This window comes from Streptomyces sp. NPDC002784 (assembly GCF_053592135.1).
Map to the genome: position 1 here is coordinate 77,286 of NZ_JBSFVD010000008.1, position 15,337 is coordinate 92,622.

Consider the following 15,337-nt stretch of genomic DNA (forward strand, 5'->3'; position numbering starts at 1 on the left):
CCCACCCGCACCCGCTACGACGCCAGCACCTGTTCCGGTTCCGGCTGCTTGGGCACCTCCCGGTGCGCCGGGTCCGTCACCTCGCCGACCAGCAGCTCCAGGACGTCCTCCAGGGCGACCAGGCCCAGCACCCGGCCGGACGCGTCCGCGACCTGCGCCAAGTGGGTGGCCGCCCGCCGCATGACGGTCAGGGCGTCGTCCAGGGGGAGTTCGGGGCGCAGCGTGGTCATCGGGCGCCAGATCTGCTGGGGCACCGCACGCTCGGAGTCCTCCAGGTCCAGGACGTCCTTCACGTGCAGGTAGCCCATGAAGGCGCCCGTGTCCGCCACCACCGGGAAGCGGGAGTAGCCGGTGCGGGCGGTCAGGCCGACGATCCGGCCCGGGGTGACCGAGGGCGGCACCGTGATCAGGGACTCGCGGCTCAGGAGGACGTCCGTCACCGTGCGGGAGCCCAGTTCCAGGGCGTCCTCCAGGCGTTCCTGCTCCTCGGGGTCGAGCAGGCCCGCCTGTCCCGCGTCCTCCACCAGCCGGTTGAGCTGCTCGCTGGTGAAGACGGCCTCGACCTCGTCCCTGGGCTCGACCCGGAAGAGCCGCAGGATGCCCCGGGCGCACGCGCCGAGGGCGGCGGTGAGGGGCCGGCAGAGGCGGGCGAAGGCGACCAGACCCGGGCTGAGCCAGAGCGCGGCCTTCTCGGGCGCGGCCATCGCGAGGTTCTTCGGGAGCATCTCGCCGACGACGAGGTGGAAGAAGACGACGGTCGCGAGGGCGATGACGTACCCCAGCGGGTGGATCATCGCGTGCGGGAGGTGGACCCACGCGAAGAGGGGTTCCAGGAGGTGCGCGACCGTCGGTTCGGCGACCGCGCCGAGGGTCAGCGAGCAGACGGTGATGCCGAACTGGGCCGCCGCCATCATCTGCGGCAGATGTTCCAGGCCGTACAGCACCTGCCGGGCGCGGGCCGTGCCGAGCGGTTCGATCTGGCTGCGGCGGACGGAGACCAGGGCGAACTCGGCGCCGACGAAGAAGCCGTTGGCGAGCACGAGCAGGGCGGCGAAGAGGAGTTGGAGCACGCTCACCGGGCGGCCTCCGCCACGGGGGCGGTGCGCACGAGGCGGACCCGCTCGGCGCGGTAGTGACCGACCTGGCGCACCGAGAGCCGCCAGCCGGGCAGTTCGGCCCGGTCACCGGGGACCGGGATCCGGCCGAGCAGGTCGGCGACCAGACCGGCGACGGTCTCGTACGGGCCCTCGGGCACGTCGAGTCCTATCCGCCGGAGGATGTCGACGCGGCAGCTGCCCTCGGCGTCCCAGGCGGGCCGGCCCTCCTCGGCCGGGGCGGCGGCGAGTTCGGGGATGTCCTGGCCGTCGTGCTCGTCGCGGACCTCGCCGACGAGCTCCTCGACGATGTCCTCCAGGGTGACGACCCCGGCGGTGCCGCCGTACTCGTCGACGACGACGGCGATGGGCTGTTCGCTGCGCAGCCGGGCGAGCAGCGGCCGGACCGGCAGCGTCTCGGGGACCAGCAGGGCGGGCCGGGCGATCCGGCCGGCCGGGGTGCGCAGCCGGTCGGCCGCGGGGACGGCGAGGGCGTCCTTGAGGTGGACCATGCCGACGACCTCGTCGATCCGGTCCCGGTAGACGGGGAAGCGGGACAGGCCGGTGGCGCGGGTCAGGTTGACCACGTCCTCGGCGGTCGCCGACGACTGCAGGGCACTGACCCTCACCCGGGGGGTCATCACGTGCTGCGCGGTGAGCCCGCCGAGCGAGAGGGTCCGTACGAAGAGGTCGGCCGTGTCCTGTTCGAGGGTGCCGGCCCGGGCGGAGTGGCGGGCCAGGGAGACGAGTTCACCGGGGGTGCGGGCGGAGGCCAGCTCCTCGGTGGGCTCGATGCCGAGCGCGCGGACGAGCCGGTTGGCGACGGAGTTCAGGGCGGCGATCACCGGCCGGAAGACCCGCGCGAACAGGTGCTGGGGGCCCGCGACGAACCGGGCGACCTGCAGGGGGCGGGAGACCGCCCAGTTCTTCGGGACGAGTTCGCCGATCACCATCTGCACGGCGGACGCCAGCAGCATGCCGACGATCACGGCGACCCCGGAGACGGCGCCGTCGGGGATGCCGACGGCGGTGACGGGGCCGTTGAGCAGCTCCGCGAGCGCCGGTTGGGCGAGCATGCCGACCACGAGGGAGGTGATGGTGATGCCGAGTTGGGTGCCGGAGAGCTGGAAGGAGAGTTCCTTCAGCGACTCGACGACGGTACGGGCGCGGCGGTCGCCCTCGGCGGCGGCCTTCTCGGCGTCCGGGCGTTCGACCGTCACCAGGCCGAACTCGGCGGCCACGAAGAAGCCGTTGGCGAGGATCAGCAGGAAGGCCGCGGCGAGCAGGAGCAGGGGGGTGGTCATGCCGCCGCCTCGGTATCTCGGGAGGGGGCGGCGCAGGTACTACAGGACGATCCGTCCATCGCTGGAGGGAGTCACTCCTCGGGTAGCAGGAACATCAGCGGCGGAGGCGTCACGAGAACGCCTCCGCCAACAGATTAATCACGACAGGGCCGTCTAGGGCAGATCCCTTGTGCCGCGGGCCTCCACGAGCGCCCGCAGCGCGCGGGCGTCGGCGATGGCCTGCCGCTTGGCAATGCCGGGCTGGATGCCGAGGGCGGGCAGGCTGGTGCCGTCGCTGAGGTCGAGGAACACCCAGGGGTCGCCGGGCCGGAGGTTCACCTGGATGATCTCGGCCCACGCCAGCCGGCGCCTGCCGGCGATGTTCACCACGGTGACGCCGGCGTCGTCGGCGATGACCCTGACCCGGGCGAGCAGGGCCAGGACGCCGAACATGAGCGCCCCGGTGAGGATGAAGCTGAGGCGCTCACCCGGGCCGAGGTTCTCCAGCAGCAGGGCCACCGCGGTGATCACCACGAAGATCGCGGCACCGGCGGTGAGCAGGACCGCACGGGTGCGGCCGGGCCGGAAGGTGACGGGGAGTGCGGGGAGGTCGGACATCTGGTGCTCTCAGAGGCGGCAGGCGTGGATGGCCGTGGTGAGGATGGCCCGCGCGCCGATGTCGTACAGGTCGTCCATGATGCGCTGGGCCTCCTTGGCGGGGACCATCGCCCGGACGGCGACCCAGCCCTCGTTGTGCAGCGGGGAGACGGTCGGGGACTCCAGGCCGGGCGTGAGGGCGACGGCCTTCTCCAGCTGCTCGACGCGGCAGTCGTAGTCCATCATCACGTACGTCCGGGCCACCAGGACGCCCTGGAGGCGGCGCAGGAACTGCTGCACCTTGGGGTCCTCGGCGTCGGCGCCGGTACGGCGGATCACGACGGCCTCGGACTTCATGATCGGTTCGCCGAAGACCTCCAGGCCCGCGTTGCGCAGCGAGGTGCCGGTCTCGACGACGTCGGCGATGACCTCGGCGACCCCGAGTTCGATGGCCGTCTCGACGGCGCCGTCGAGGTGGACGACGGAGGCGTCGACGCCCTGGTCGGCGAGGTATCCCTCGACGATGCCCTCGTAGGAGGTGGCGACCGTCCTGCCCTTCAGGTCCTGGACGTCCTGCGCGGTGCCGGGCTTGGCGGCGAAGCGGAAGGTGGAGCGGGCGAAGCCGAGCGGGAGGATCACCTCGGCGTCGGCGGCGGAGTCGATCAGCAGGTCACGGCCGGTGATGCCGATGTCGAGGCGGCCCGAGGAGACGTAGATCGCGATGTCGCGGGGGCGGAGGTAGAAGAACTCGACCTCGTTCTCCGGGTCGACGATGCGCAGTTCCTTGGACTCGCGGCGCTGCTGGTAGCCGGCCTCATGCAGCATCTCCGCCGCAGGGCCTGACAGGGAACCCTTGTTGGGGACGGCGATGCGCAGCATGAGGTCGGCTTCCTTTGCGTGAGATGTACGGGGGGTGCGGCAGCGGCTCAGAGGTGGGCGTAGACGTCGTCGAGGGAGATCCCGCGCGCGACCATCATCACCTGGACGTGGTACAGCAGCTGCGAGATCTCCTCGGCGGCCGCGTCCTTGCCCTCGTACTCGGCGGCCATCCACACCTCGGCGGCCTCTTCGACGACCTTCTTGCCGATGGCGTGGACACCCTTTTCGACCAGTTCCGCGGTGCGGGACGTGGCGGGATCGCCGTTGGCGGCCTTGTGCTGGAGCTCGGTGAAGAGCTCCTCGAACGTCTTCTTGGACATGGTGACGCTCAGCCTATGCCACGCACCCGGTTCGTCAGCGCCAGGGTTCGGATACTGAACGCAGCGTGGCCGCGGTCGCGACCGCCGCGGTCACCGCCTCGTGCCCCTTGTCCTCGCTGGAGCCGGTCAGCCCGGCCCGGTCCAGGGCCTGCTCCTCGGTGTCGCAGGTGAGGACGCCGAAGCCGATGGGGACGCCGGTGTCCACGGAGACCTGGGTGAGGCCCTGGGTGACGCCCTGGCAGACGTACTCGAAGTGCGGGGTGCCGCCCCGGATGACGACGCCGAGCGCGACGACGGCGTCGTAGCCGCGGCCCGCGAGGACCTTGGCGACGACCGGGAGCTCCCAGCTGCCGGGGACCCTGAGCAGGGTCGGCTCGTCGATGCCGAGGTCGTGCAGGGCGCGCAGGGCGCCGTCCACCAGGCCGTCCATCACCTTCTCGTGCCACTGCGCCGCGATGACGGCGACCCGCAGATCGCCGACGCCCTGTACGGACAGTTCCGGTGCACCCTTGCCGCTCACGTCTCTCCTCGGTGTCCCTTGCTTACTGGTTGCCGCACGCGGAGACGGGGGCCGCCTCCAGCCAGGGCAGGTCGTGTCCCATCCGGTCCCGCTTGGTGCGCAGGTACCGGAGGTTGTGCTCGCCCGCGGTGACGGGCATCGGCTCCCGGTCGGTGACCTTGATGCCGTGCCGGACGAGCGCGTCGGTCTTGTCGGGATTGTTGGTCATCAGCCGGACGCTGCGCACGCCTAGGTCGGCCAGGATCTGGGCCCCGGCCGCGTAGTCCCGCGCGTCGGCGGGCAGCCCGAGTTCCAGGTTGGCGTCCAGGGTGTCGCGGCCGCGCTCCTGGAGCTCGTAGGCGCGCAGCTTGGACAGCAGGCCGATGCCGCGTCCCTCGTGGCCGCGCAGATAGACCACGACGCCCCGGCCCTCGCTCTGGATGCGGTCCAGGGCCGCGTCCAGCTGGGGGCCGCAGTCGCAGCGCAGGGAGCCGAAGACATCGCCGGTGAGGCACTCGGAGTGGACGCGGACCACCACGTCCTCGCCGTCGCCGATCGCGCCGTGCACCAGGGCGACGTGCTCGACGCCGTCGACGGTGGAGCGGTAACCGTACGCCGTGAAGGTGCCGTGCGAGGTCGGCAGGTGGACCTCGGCCTCGCGGCAGACGGTGGGCTCGGCGGAGCGGCGGTAGGCGATCAGGTCCTCGATGGAGATGATCGTCAGGCCGTGCTTGCGGGCGAAGGGGATCAGCTCGGGCAGGCGGAGCATCCGGCCGTCCTCGCCGGCGATCTCGACGATGGCGCCGGCCGGGCGCAGGCCCGCGAGGCGGGCCAGGTCGACGGCGGCCTCGGTGTGGCCGTCGCGGGCCAGGACGCCGCCGGGCTTGGCGCGCAGCGGGAAGACGTGGCCGGGCCGGACGAAGTCGTCGGCTGCGGCCTCGCCGCTCGCGAGCAGCTGGAGCGTGGTGGCGCGGTCCGCGGCCGAGATGCCGGTGGTCACCCCGTGGGCGCCCGATGCGTCCACGGAGACGGTGAACGCGGTCTTCATGGACTCGGTGTTGTTCTCGACCATCTGGGGGATGCGCAGCCGGTCCAGCTCCTCGCCCTCCATGGGGGCGCAGATCAGACCGCGGCACTCGCTCATCATGAACGCGACGATCTCGGGGGTCGCCTTCTCGGCGGCGATGACGAGGTCGCCCTCGTTCTCCCGGTCCTCGTCGTCGACGACCACGACCGGGCGGCCGGCCGCGATGTCGGCGATGGCCTGCTCGACCGGGTCGAGCGACCAGTTCTCGATGTTGTCGCTGCTGTACAGGACAGGGACCCTGCTCATGCGGGCGCTCCTTCCAGGACGGGCCGCGTGTCCCTGCGGGAGCGCAGCCACCAGTCGCGCATGCCCCACAGGACGAGCGCGCCGTAGATGACGTAGACGAAGCCGGAGAAGGCGTAGCCGTTCGCGAAGTTCAGCGGGACGCCGACGAGGTCGACGAGGAGCCAGGCGAACCAGAACTCGACCATGCCGCGGGCCTGGGCGTACATCGCGACGATGGTGCCGACGAAGATGTAGGCGTCCGGCCAAGGGTCCCAGGACAGGCTCGGGTACGCCTTGAAGAGCAGGGCCACCCCGACGGTGCCGGCGGCGGCCGCGGCGGCCATCACGGCGCGCTCGGTCCAGGTGGCGAAGCGGACGGCGACCTTGCCGTCCGCGGCCCGGGCGGTGCCGCGGTTCCACTGCCACCAGCCGTACAGCGCGACGGCCATGACGACGACCTGCTTGCCGGCGCTGCCGGTCAGATGGCCGTAGAAGGCGCCGAAGAGGACGAGGCCGGAGAGGAACTGCACCGGCCAGGTCCACAGGGAGCGCCGGAAGCCGAGGGCGAGGGTGATCAGGCCCAGGATGTTGCCGACCATGTCCGACCAGATGATGTGCTGGCCGAACAGGACGAAGGCCTCGGAGTTGAGCCAGTTCACTTGGCCGCTCCGAGGAGGCGCTCGACGTACTTGGCGATGACGTCGACCTCGAGGTTGACCGGGTCGCCGGGCTGCTTGAGGCCGAGCGTGGTCAGGGCGAGGGTGGTGGGGATGAGGCTGACGGTGAAGTAGTCGGGGCCCGCGTCGACGACGGTGAGGCTGATGCCGTCGACGGTGATCGAGCCCTTCTCCACGACGTACCGGGTGAGGTCACCGGGGAGCGAGATCCTGATGATCTCCCAGTGCTCGGAGGGCTTGCGCTCCAGCACTTCGCCGGTGCCGTCGACGTGGCCCTGCACGATGTGCCCGCCGAGCCGGGCGCCGACCGCGGTGGGGCGCTCCAGGTTGACGCGGGAGCCGACGTCGAGGGCGCCCAGGCTGGAGCGGTTCAGGGTCTCTGCCATCACGTCGGCGGTGAACTCGTCGCCCTCGTGGTCCACGACCGTGAGGCAGACGCCGTTGACCGCGATGGAGTCACCGTGCTGGGCGCCGTCGGTGACGACGGGGCCGCGCAGACGGAAGCGGCAGGCGTCGCCGAGGTTCTCGACGGCGGTGATCTCGCCCAGCTCTTCGACGATTCCGGTGAACACGTCCCGGGTCCTCCTGCCACATCGGGGCACGGACTCCGGGGGCTGTCGCAGAACGACAGAGACCGCGGACGACGACACCGGGAGCGACGCCGGAAAAAACCCGTCCACAAAGGACGAGCTCATATCGGCGGCGCGCACGAATGCCCGCCCGCCGCGCACTGCCTCCCATCCGGACTTTAACCGTCGGTCCAGGAATTTCACCTGGTCAACCGGTCGCTGGAGGCGACCGGGTCGCGGACTGTAACCGCCGGTTCGGACTTTCACCGACCCCGGAGTGCGCTGCTTCTGGTACAGGGCCAGTCTGCCACGCCGCGACGACGTCCATGCGGGTGACGGTTGTGGGGTGGCTCACAGGCGGCCCGGCCGGACTTCTCCGATCCGAATTGGTCCATACCTATTGACTCATTGGTCTAGTCCTCCCTAGGGTCTGCGCAACTTCCGTGGAGAGGAACCGACTTGCTGTCACGCAACCGAGCGAGACCCGCCCTGTTCGCCGCGGCGGCCACGGTCGCCGGCCTGGTGCTCGCCGGGCTCCCGGCCACCGCCTCGCACGCCGCCGACCAGGAGTCCTGCCGCCCCGACGGCCTCTACAAGACGCCCGGCGCCGACGTCCCCTACTGCTCGGTCTACGACGCCGAGGGCCGGGAGAAGATGGGCGCCGACCACCAGCGCCGGGTGATCGGCTACTTCACCGGCTGGCGCACCGGCAAGGACGGCACCCCCGCCTACCTCGCCCCGGACATCCCGTGGGACAAGGTCACCCACCTCAACTACGCGTTCGCGCACGTCGACGGCGCGAACAAGCTCTCGGTCGGCGCGGACGGCGCGGCCAACCCGGCGACCGGGATGACCTGGCCGGGGGTGAGCAGGGCGGAGATGGACCCCGGTTTCTCCTACAAGGGCCACTTCAACCTGCTGAACAAGTTCAAGAAGCAGCACCCGAACGTCAAGACGCTGATCTCGGTGGGCGGCTGGGCCGAGACCGGCGGCTACTTCGCGGCCGACGGCACGCGGGTGAACTCGGGCGGCTTCTACTCGATGGCCACCAACGCCGACGGCTCGGTCAATCAGGCGGGCATCGACACCTTCGCGACGTCCGCCGTGGACTTCATCAGGAAGTACGGCTTCAACGGCGTCGACATCGACTACGAGTACCCCACGACCATGAAGGACGCGGGCAACCCGCTCGACTGGTCCCTCGCCAACGCCCGCAGGGCCGGTCTGGTCAAGGGCTACGCGGTCCTGATGAAGACCCTGCGCGAGAAGCTCGACCGGGCGGGCGCGGCGGACGGCAAGCACTATCTGCTCACGGTCGCGGCGCCCTCCTCCGGCTACCTGCTGCGCGGCATGGAGACCTTCCAGGTCCAGAAGTACCTGGACTACGTCAACATCATGTCGTACGACCTGCATGGCGCCTGGAACGAGTACGTCGGCCCGAACGCCTCGCTCTTCGACGACGGCAAGGACACCGAACTGGCCGCCGCGGGCGTGTACTCGGCCTCCCAGTACGGCGGCATCGGCTATCTGAACACCGACTGGGCGTACCACTACTTCCGCGGTTCGATGCCGGCCGGACGCATCAACATCGGACTCCCCTACTACACCCGGGGGTTCAAGAACGTCACCGGCGGGACCGACGGGCTGTGGGGCAAGGCTCCGTCCACGAACTGCCCCGCCGGGTCCGGGCTGACCAAGTGCGGTGACGGGGCCACCGGGATCGACAACCTCTGGCACGACCTCGACACCAACGGCAAGGAGTCACCCGCGGGTTCGAACCCGATGTGGCACGCCAAGAACCTGGAGAAGGGCGTCGTCGGCGACTACGTCACCAAGTACGGCTTCCCCGCGGACACGAAGCTGACCGGCGCCTACGCCCGCAAGTACGACTCCACGCTGGTGGCGCCGTGGCTGTGGAACGCCGAGAAGAAGGTGTTCCTGTCCACCGAGGACGAGCAGTCGGTGAACGCCAAGGCCGACTACGTCGTCCGCAACGGCATCGGCGGCACGATGGTGTGGGAGCTGGCCGGGGACTACCGCTGGAACGCGGCGAAGGGCCAGTACGAGCCGGGGTCGACGCTGACGACCGCGATGTACGAGAAGTTCAAGTCCGCCTCCCCGTACGGCGCGCGGGTCTCGAACAAGGCGCTGCCCACGAAGGCCGTCGACATCGGCGTGGAGTTCGGGGAGTTCAAGCTCGGTGACTCCAACTACCCGATCACGCCCAAGGTGAAGATCACCAACCGCACCAAGTCGACGCTGCCGGGCGGTACGGAGTTCCAGTTCGACTACGCGACCGCCGCTCCGGGCAACGCCTCCGACCAGTCGGGCTTCGGCACGAAGGTGATCAGCAGCGACCACACCGGCTCCAACGTGGGCGGGCTGAAGGGCGACTTCCACCGGGTCTCGCTGAAGCTGCCGGGCTGGCAGTCGCTGGCGCCGGGCGCGTCGGTGGAGCTGTCGTTCAACTACTACCTGCCGGTGTCCACGCCGTGGAACTGGACGGTGAACATCAGCGGGACGACGTACGCCCTCGCCGGCGACCTGGCCCGCGGCACCACGCTGGTGGAACCGGGATCGGGCACCGGGCCCGGCCCGGACCCGACGAACCCGACTCCCACGCCGACGCCGACGCCGACGCCCGGTGCCTGCACCGCGCCCGGCTGGAACTCCACCACGGAGTACGGCGGCGGTAGTCAGGTCGCGCACAAGGGGCACTCGTGGAAGGCGAAGTGGTGGACGAAGGGCGAGGAGCCCGGGACCACCGGTGAATGGGGTGTGTGGCAGGACCTCGGCGCCTGCTGAGCCCCGCGCTCGGACCGGCCCGGCGGCGGTGACGACGGCCCTTGCCCGCCGCCGGGCCTTCAACCTCCTGCTCTGGCAGGATGCCGGACATGACAACGATCCTGGTGACCGGCGGTACCGGAACCCTCGGCCGGCTCGTCGCGGAGCGGCTGGTGGCGGACGGGCACGAGGTGCGGGTGCTCAGCAGGCACGCGCAGCCGTACGGCGTGGACCTGCGCGAGGGCGGGCCCGTCCTCGACGCGGCCGTGTCGGGCGTGGACGCGATCGTGCACTGCGCGAGCACGCCGCGCGGTGGGGACGAGAAGGCGGCGGCGCAGCTGATCGCGGCGGCGCGCGGGGCCGGGGTGGGACACCTCGCCTACATCTCGATCGTCGGGGTCGACCGGGTGCCGTTCGGCTACTACCGGAGCAAGCTCGCGGTGGAGAAGCTGATCGAGGAGTCGGGCCTCGGCTGGACGATCCTGCGGGCCACGCAGTTCCACGACTTGCTGGCGCAGGTGTTCGGGATGCTGGCCAAGCCTCCGGTGATGCTGGTGCCGGCCGGGGTGCGGGACCAGCCGGTCGACGTGGCCGAGGTGGCGGACCGTCTGGTCGAACTGGCACTGGCCGCTCCCGCGGGACGGGTCCCGGACATGGCGGGCCCGGAGGTACGGCCGTTCGACTCCCTGGCCCGCGCGTATCTGCAGGCGACGGGCCGAAAGCGCCGGGTGGTGAGCGTCCCCCTGGCGGGCAAGGCGTACCGGGCCTTCCGGGCGGGCGGGCATCTGGCACCGGAACGGGCGGTGGGGACGGGGACCTTCGAGGAGTATCTGGCGGTGCGGTTCGGGCGCTGAGGGGATCAGAGCCGTTGAGCGGATCTGAGCCGTTGAGCCGCTGCGCGCCGAGCCGTTGTGCCGCTGAGCCGCTGAGCCGCTGAGCCGCTGAGCCGTTCTAACGGGCCGGTGGAGCGAACAGCTCCTCCTGGGCCCGGTCGCGTGCCGTCAGCAGCGCGCCCCTCAGCACCGCCGCCCCGCCCAGGGTGCTCGCCCGCACCTCCGTGAGCAGCGGCGACATGCGGACCAGGCGGTCCTGGACCCGGGCGGCCAGCTCCGCCCCGCCCGCCCGGCCGATCTCACCCCCCAGGACCACGCAGCCGGGGTCCAGGACCGAGATGACCGCCGCGGCGCCGAGGGCCAGGCGGTCGGCGAGGGTGTCCAGGAAGCCGGCGTGGGGCGTCAGGTCCGCGGCCTGGACCGCCGTGCGGACCAGCGTGGCCGCATGCGGTTCGCCCGGCGTCTCCGGCGCCGTCACTCCGTGCCGTGCCGCCAGTTCCACGATCGCGGCGGCCCCCGCCAGCGAGTGGAAGCCGCCGTCGCAGTCCGTCGCGGACGGCAGGCCCGTGGTGCCCGGCACCGGCAGGAAGCCGATCTCGCCCGTACCGCCCGAGGCGCCCCGGCGCAGCACGCCGTCCAGCACCACCGCGGCGCCCACGCCCATGCCCAGCCAGAGCAGGACGAAGGTGTCGCGGTCCGCCGCGGCGCCGTCCCGTTGCTCGGCCAGCGCCGCCATGTTCGTCTCGTTCTCGACGCTGACCCGCGCCTCGGGAAGCCGCTCCTGAAGCGCCGCCACCAGACGCCGGTGCCACTCCGGCAGCCCTGTGGAGCTGCGCAGTTCGCCCGTCGCCGGGTCGATCAGGCCCGGCGTGCCGATGCCCACCGTGTGCGGCCGGTCCACGCCGGCCTCCTTCACCGCCCGCTCCACCAGGGCCACCGCCTGCTCGACCGCGGGGCCCGTGCCGACGCCGCCGTCGATCGGCGCCGACGCCTCCGCCAGCACCACGCCGACCAGGTCGGACACGGCCACCGCGACGCCCTCGGTGCGCACGTCGAGGGCCGCGAGATGGGCCCGGGCGGCGACGATGCCGTACACCTTGGCGTTGGGGCCGCGGCGCTGCTCCCCCGACTCCCCCACGACCTCGATCAGGCCGGCGGCGGTGAGGCGGTCGACGAGGTCGGCGACGCTCGGCCGGGACAGTCCGGTCAGCTCTTTCAGCCGCCCCGCCGTGAGGGGGCCCTCCTGCTGGAGCAGGCGCAGGGCGAGCCGGTCGTTGATGGCCCGGGCGGTGCTGGGGGATGCGGACATGCCGGGATCCTTCCAGATCGGCGGGGCCGTGCGGGGCGCGGCCATGTAATCCCCTATCTATCAGGCAGGCTTCCTGATAGTTTACGGCATCGGCAGCCACAGGGAGGGGCCTGAGCATGAGTGACGGGGTCTACGACGGACGCGAGGTGAAGCGGGCGCGCTATGCCGTGGCCGCGGTCTTCACCGTGCACGGAGCCGTGGCCGGGTCGTTCGCGACCCGGGTGCCGTGGATCCAGGACCACGCGTCGGTGAGCGCGGGCCAGTTGGGGCTGGCCCTGGCCTTCCCCGCGCTCGGTGCCTCGGTGGCGATGCCGCTCGCCGGCAGCATCACCCACCGCTTCGGCGCCCGCACCGCCCTGCGCGCGCTGATGGCGCTGTGGACGCTCGCCCTGGTGCTGCCGTCCCTCGCCCCGAGTCTGCTCACCCTCTGCCTCGCCCTGTTCGTCTTCGGCGCCACGGCGGGCATGGCCGACGTGGCGATGAACGCGCTCGGCGTCGAGGTGGAGAACCGCCTGGGCCGGTCGATCATGTCCGGGCTGCACGGCATGTGGAGCGCGGGCGCGGTCCTCGGCTCGCTCGGCGGCACGCTCGCCGCGCACCTCGGCACGGACGCCCGGGTGCACCACGCGCTGGCGGCGGCCGTCCTGACCGTCTCCGGAGTGGTCGCGTGCACCTGGGTGCTCGACCTCCAGCCCGCCCAGGACGAGGAACCGCCGCCCCGGTTCGCGCTGCCGCCGCGCTCGGCGCTGCTCATCGGCGCGGTCGGGTTCTGCGCGGTGTTCGCGGAAGGCGCGAGCCTGGACTGGTCGGCCGTCTACCTCCGCGACGAGCTGGGCAGTTCGGCCGGGCTCGCCGCCGCGTGCACCACGGGATTCACGCTCACCATGGCCATCGCCCGGATCGCGGGCGACAAGGTGGTGGACCGGTACGGCGCCGTGCGCACCGTCCGCTCCGGCGGTGTCCTCGCCACCTTCGGCGGTCTGCTGATCGTCCTGGCGGACCATCCCGCCGTGGCGATGACCGGGTTCGCGCTGATGGGGCTCGGTATCGCGGTGGTCGTGCCGCTGTGCTTCGCGGCGGCGGGCCGCAGTGGCCCCAACCCCAGCCAGGCCATCGCGGGCGTCGCGACCATCACGTACACCTCGGGCCTGGTCGCGCCCAGCGCGATCGGTGGACTGGCCCAGCTGACCAGCCTGGTGGTGTCGTTCGCCCTGGTGACGCTGTTGTCGACCGGCCTCGCCGGCTTCGCGGGCGTCCTGCGCACCGCGGAACGCAAGCCCACCCGGATCAGCCACCCGGACACGGCCGTACCCGACCCCCGGCCCTGACAGCAACTGTGCTGTTCCCGCCCGCCGACGGGCCATCGCGCTGCCATCGGGGCGCAGGCGGGGAGGGTGGTGTACTTGCCTGGCGGAACCAAAGGGGCAAACCGGATCAGACGGTCGCTGTGGGGCTTCGTCCGGCGCGGGCTGCGCGACCAGTGCCGGGTATCTGACGGCGTCGAGGGTCTGGCACGGCGCTCTGGCCGCGGTGATCATCGCGGCGCTGACGACCCAGATCGTTCTCCTGTCGGGCGCCGCGCTCTGGTGCACGATCGCGTTCCATTACGTGGCACCGCCGGCGACGTTCCTGGGCTGGCTGGTGTTCGGCCCGCGGGGGCAGACGGACTGGCCCACGCTCGCGTGGTCGTTCGCCTGGCCGCTGGGCTGGATCGGATACACCCTGGTGCGCGGGGCGACGACAGGCTGGTACCCGTACCCGTTCCTCGACGTCGGTGCCGTCGGTTACCCGGTGGCGTTGCGGAACGTCGCCGTGGTGCTGGCGATCGGCGCGGTGCTCGCGCTGGCCCTGCGGTGGATCGACCGCCTCCTCGCTCGTTCGCCCCGGCCCACCTGAAGACCCGGCAGCCGCTCCCGGACGAGGGCATGTCCTCCTACGGCGAGGCCAAGTCGTAGGCGTACGAGGCGCTGAACGTGCCCGGCGTCCCCTTGCAGCCGTCGGACTCCCCCGGCAGCTTGACCCACAGGTAGGCGTCGATCCGTGCCTCTCCCGTGCTCAGGGTGGGCGCCCGGCCGATCTTCCGTCCCGCCGGGTCGCACCACTCGCCGTCGGCGGGGGCGCCGTTGCCGTTGCGGCTGGTGTCGATCACGGCGCCGAGCGAGGCGGGGCCGCCGAGGGCGTCGAGGACCTGTCGGTCGTAGGCGCTCTCGTCGGCCGTGGTGTGGAAGTTGGAGACGTTGCTGAAGATGCCGTCGGAGGAGGCGGGTGAGGCGGCTCCGGCCTGCTTCAGCCAGCCCGCCTGTTTGGCGGGGGCGTGCCAGCCGGAGTGGCCGGCGTCGTAGTAGACGCGGGCTCTGGGGTTGGCCTCCTTCAGGACGCGCCCCGCACGGGCCAACGAGGCGAAGCGGTCGGCGCGTTGGCCGCCGGAGAGGCATTCGGCCTGGGCGACGGAGTCGGGTTCCAGGACGACGATGACTTCGCCGGAGCCGAGCCCCGCGGCGAAGCGGTCGATCCAGTCGTCGTAGGCGTCGAGGTCCGGCGCCCCGCCCTGGCTGGCCCCTCCGCAGTCGCGGTCGGGTATCGCGTACGCCACCACGATGGGCACCCGGCCGAGGGCGGCGCCGCCGGAGGTGACCGCGCGGACCCGGGCGGTGATGGTGTCCGGGGTGAAGTCGGCGAACCACACCGCGGCCGGCTGGGCGGCGATCCGGGACTGTATGACGCCGTGCCGCGGATCGCCGGTGTTCTCCCGCACCCAGTCCAGCACTTGGGACTCGGGGTGCCGGTACAGCCGGGTGGACGCGACGGCCGTGCGCCGCTCGGGCTCGGTCCTCGTGGGCGAGGGGGTGGGGCTCGCCGCCTTCTTCTTCGTCTTCTTCGTCGGCGAGGGTGTGGCGGAGGGCGACGCGCTGGGCGACGCGGACACCGGCGGCCGCACGGGCAGCGACTGCAGACGCGGCGAGTGCGTCACCTCGGGGCGGGCCTCGTCGGAGCCGCCCTCCTCCTCCAGCGCCGAGATCATCCCGGCCGCGGTACCGATGGCGACCACGACGGAGGCCGCCACGACCATGGCGCCCCGCCGTGCGGACCGTCGCCGCACCGACCTGCGCGCGGCCAGACGCCGGGCACGTTGCCCTGCCACTGCTCACTCCCCCCGTGGCGGGCGCGTTCCCCCGTTCTG

General features: G+C 71.8%; 15 protein-coding genes and 1 riboswitch. Of the genes, 4 read left to right on the forward strand and 11 right to left on the reverse strand.

The genetic code is table 11. The features are described 5' to 3' along the window. Nucleotides 1-14: 14 nt before the first annotated feature. From ACWD1Z_RS17125 to ACWD1Z_RS17165, 9 genes are all read right to left on the reverse strand, one after another. Nucleotides 15-1,076 carry a hemolysin family protein gene (locus ACWD1Z_RS17125; RefSeq protein ID WP_451119439.1) on the reverse strand — a complete coding sequence of 354 codons (1,062 nt, stop codon included), beginning with the start codon at nucleotides 1,074-1,076 and terminating at the stop codon, nucleotides 15-17. Continuing rightward, a complete protein-coding gene (locus ACWD1Z_RS17130; protein WP_451119441.1) occupies nucleotides 1,073-2,398 on the reverse strand; it encodes a hemolysin family protein in 1,326 nt (441 codons plus the stop codon). Before ACWD1Z_RS17130 ends, ACWD1Z_RS17125 begins: the two co-directional genes overlap by 4 nt. 153 nt (nucleotides 2,399-2,551) lie before the next feature. Then, nucleotides 2,552-2,995, reverse strand: coding sequence for a PH domain-containing protein (locus ACWD1Z_RS17135; RefSeq protein ID WP_451119443.1), 444 nt, complete (start codon nucleotides 2,993-2,995; stop codon nucleotides 2,552-2,554). Between the two features lie 9 nt (nucleotides 2,996-3,004). Then, nucleotides 3,005-3,853: an ATP phosphoribosyltransferase gene (hisG, locus tag ACWD1Z_RS17140; protein WP_389420660.1), complete on the reverse strand. Its 849-nt coding sequence runs from the start codon at nucleotides 3,851-3,853 to the stop codon at nucleotides 3,005-3,007. Nucleotides 3,854-3,900: 47 nt separating this feature from the next. Further along, nucleotides 3,901-4,173 carry a phosphoribosyl-ATP diphosphatase gene (locus ACWD1Z_RS17145; protein WP_186285040.1) on the reverse strand — a complete coding sequence of 91 codons (273 nt, stop codon included), beginning with the start codon at nucleotides 4,171-4,173 and terminating at the stop codon, nucleotides 3,901-3,903. Between the two features lie 34 nt (nucleotides 4,174-4,207). Next, nucleotides 4,208-4,693, reverse strand: a complete 486-nt coding sequence (gene ribH, locus ACWD1Z_RS17150) for a 6,7-dimethyl-8-ribityllumazine synthase (RefSeq protein ID WP_451119445.1) — start codon at nucleotides 4,691-4,693, stop codon at nucleotides 4,208-4,210. Nucleotides 4,694-4,715: 22 nt separating this feature from the next. Then, on the reverse strand, nucleotides 4,716-6,005 hold the full coding sequence (locus ACWD1Z_RS17155; protein WP_451119447.1) for a bifunctional 3,4-dihydroxy-2-butanone-4-phosphate synthase/GTP cyclohydrolase II: 1,290 nt from the start codon (nucleotides 6,003-6,005) through the stop codon (nucleotides 4,716-4,718). Beyond that, a complete protein-coding gene (locus tag ACWD1Z_RS17160) occupies nucleotides 6,002-6,643 on the reverse strand; it encodes a nicotinamide mononucleotide transporter family protein (protein ID WP_389420663.1) in 642 nt (213 codons plus the stop codon). Before ACWD1Z_RS17160 ends, ACWD1Z_RS17155 begins: the two co-directional genes overlap by 4 nt. Further along, nucleotides 6,640-7,233 carry a riboflavin synthase gene (locus tag ACWD1Z_RS17165; protein WP_451119449.1) on the reverse strand — a complete coding sequence of 198 codons (594 nt, stop codon included), beginning with the start codon at nucleotides 7,231-7,233 and terminating at the stop codon, nucleotides 6,640-6,642. Before ACWD1Z_RS17165 ends, ACWD1Z_RS17160 begins: the two co-directional genes overlap by 4 nt. Before the next feature lie 151 nt (nucleotides 7,234-7,384). After that, nucleotides 7,385-7,515, reverse strand: a riboswitch (FMN riboswitch). A gap of 174 nt (nucleotides 7,516-7,689) precedes the next feature. Here ACWD1Z_RS17165 and ACWD1Z_RS17170 point away from each other — a divergent pair. Both ACWD1Z_RS17170 and ACWD1Z_RS17175 read left to right on the forward strand, forming a co-directional pair. Next, nucleotides 7,690-10,035 (forward strand): chitinase C-terminal domain-containing protein, encoded by a 2,346-nt coding sequence (locus tag ACWD1Z_RS17170; protein ID WP_451119451.1) that lies wholly within the window; start codon nucleotides 7,690-7,692, stop codon nucleotides 10,033-10,035. A gap of 89 nt (nucleotides 10,036-10,124) precedes the next feature. Then, on the forward strand, nucleotides 10,125-10,868 hold the full coding sequence (locus ACWD1Z_RS17175) for an SDR family oxidoreductase (RefSeq protein ID WP_451119453.1): 744 nt from the start codon (nucleotides 10,125-10,127) through the stop codon (nucleotides 10,866-10,868). 97 nt (nucleotides 10,869-10,965) lie between these two features. On the opposite strand, the gene ACWD1Z_RS17180 is transcribed toward ACWD1Z_RS17175, so the two are convergent. Further along, on the reverse strand, nucleotides 10,966-12,156 hold the full coding sequence (locus tag ACWD1Z_RS17180) for an ROK family transcriptional regulator (RefSeq protein WP_451119455.1): 1,191 nt from the start codon (nucleotides 12,154-12,156) through the stop codon (nucleotides 10,966-10,968). A gap of 116 nt (nucleotides 12,157-12,272) precedes the next feature. Between ACWD1Z_RS17180 and ACWD1Z_RS17185 the strand changes: the two genes are divergently transcribed. Both ACWD1Z_RS17185 and ACWD1Z_RS17190 read left to right on the forward strand, forming a co-directional pair. Then, a complete protein-coding gene (locus tag ACWD1Z_RS17185; protein ID WP_451119457.1) occupies nucleotides 12,273-13,484 on the forward strand; it encodes an MFS transporter in 1,212 nt (403 codons plus the stop codon). 193 nt (nucleotides 13,485-13,677) lie between these two features. Beyond that, nucleotides 13,678-14,052 carry a Pr6Pr family membrane protein gene (locus tag ACWD1Z_RS17190; RefSeq protein ID WP_451119702.1) on the forward strand — a complete coding sequence of 125 codons (375 nt, stop codon included), beginning with the start codon at nucleotides 13,678-13,680 and terminating at the stop codon, nucleotides 14,050-14,052. Between the two features lie 37 nt (nucleotides 14,053-14,089). Here the strand turns inward: ACWD1Z_RS17190 and ACWD1Z_RS17195 are convergent, their stop codons facing one another. Continuing rightward, a complete protein-coding gene (locus tag ACWD1Z_RS17195) occupies nucleotides 14,090-15,226 on the reverse strand; it encodes a glycoside hydrolase family 6 protein (RefSeq protein ID WP_451119704.1) in 1,137 nt (378 codons plus the stop codon). Nucleotides 15,227-15,337: the final 111 nt, after the last annotated feature.

What these genes read in the sequence shown, in the direction of transcription:
- ACWD1Z_RS17175 (WP_451119453.1), top strand. Translation starts at nt 10,125, where the DNA reads ATGACAACGATCCTGGTGACCGGCGGTACCGGAACCCTCGGCCGGCTC.
- hisG (WP_389420660.1), bottom strand. Translation starts at nt 3,853, where the DNA reads ATGCTGCGCATCGCCGTCCCCAACAAGGGTTCCCTGTCAGGCCCTGCG.
- ACWD1Z_RS17185 (WP_451119457.1), top strand. Translation starts at nt 12,273, where the DNA reads ATGAGTGACGGGGTCTACGACGGACGCGAGGTGAAGCGGGCGCGCTAT.
- ACWD1Z_RS17155 (WP_451119447.1), bottom strand. Translation starts at nt 6,005, where the DNA reads ATGAGCAGGGTCCCTGTCCTGTACAGCAGCGACAACATCGAGAACTGG.
- ACWD1Z_RS17180 (WP_451119455.1), bottom strand. Translation starts at nt 12,156, where the DNA reads ATGTCCGCATCCCCCAGCACCGCCCGGGCCATCAACGACCGGCTCGCC.
- ACWD1Z_RS17145 (WP_186285040.1), bottom strand. Translation starts at nt 4,173, where the DNA reads ATGTCCAAGAAGACGTTCGAGGAGCTCTTCACCGAGCTCCAGCACAAG.
- ACWD1Z_RS17135 (WP_451119443.1), bottom strand. Translation starts at nt 2,995, where the DNA reads ATGTCCGACCTCCCCGCACTCCCCGTCACCTTCCGGCCCGGCCGCACC.
- ACWD1Z_RS17130 (WP_451119441.1), bottom strand. Translation starts at nt 2,398, where the DNA reads ATGACCACCCCCCTGCTCCTGCTCGCCGCGGCCTTCCTGCTGATCCTC.
- ACWD1Z_RS17195 (WP_451119704.1), bottom strand. Translation starts at nt 15,226, where the DNA reads ATGGTCGTGGCGGCCTCCGTCGTGGTCGCCATCGGTACCGCGGCCGGG.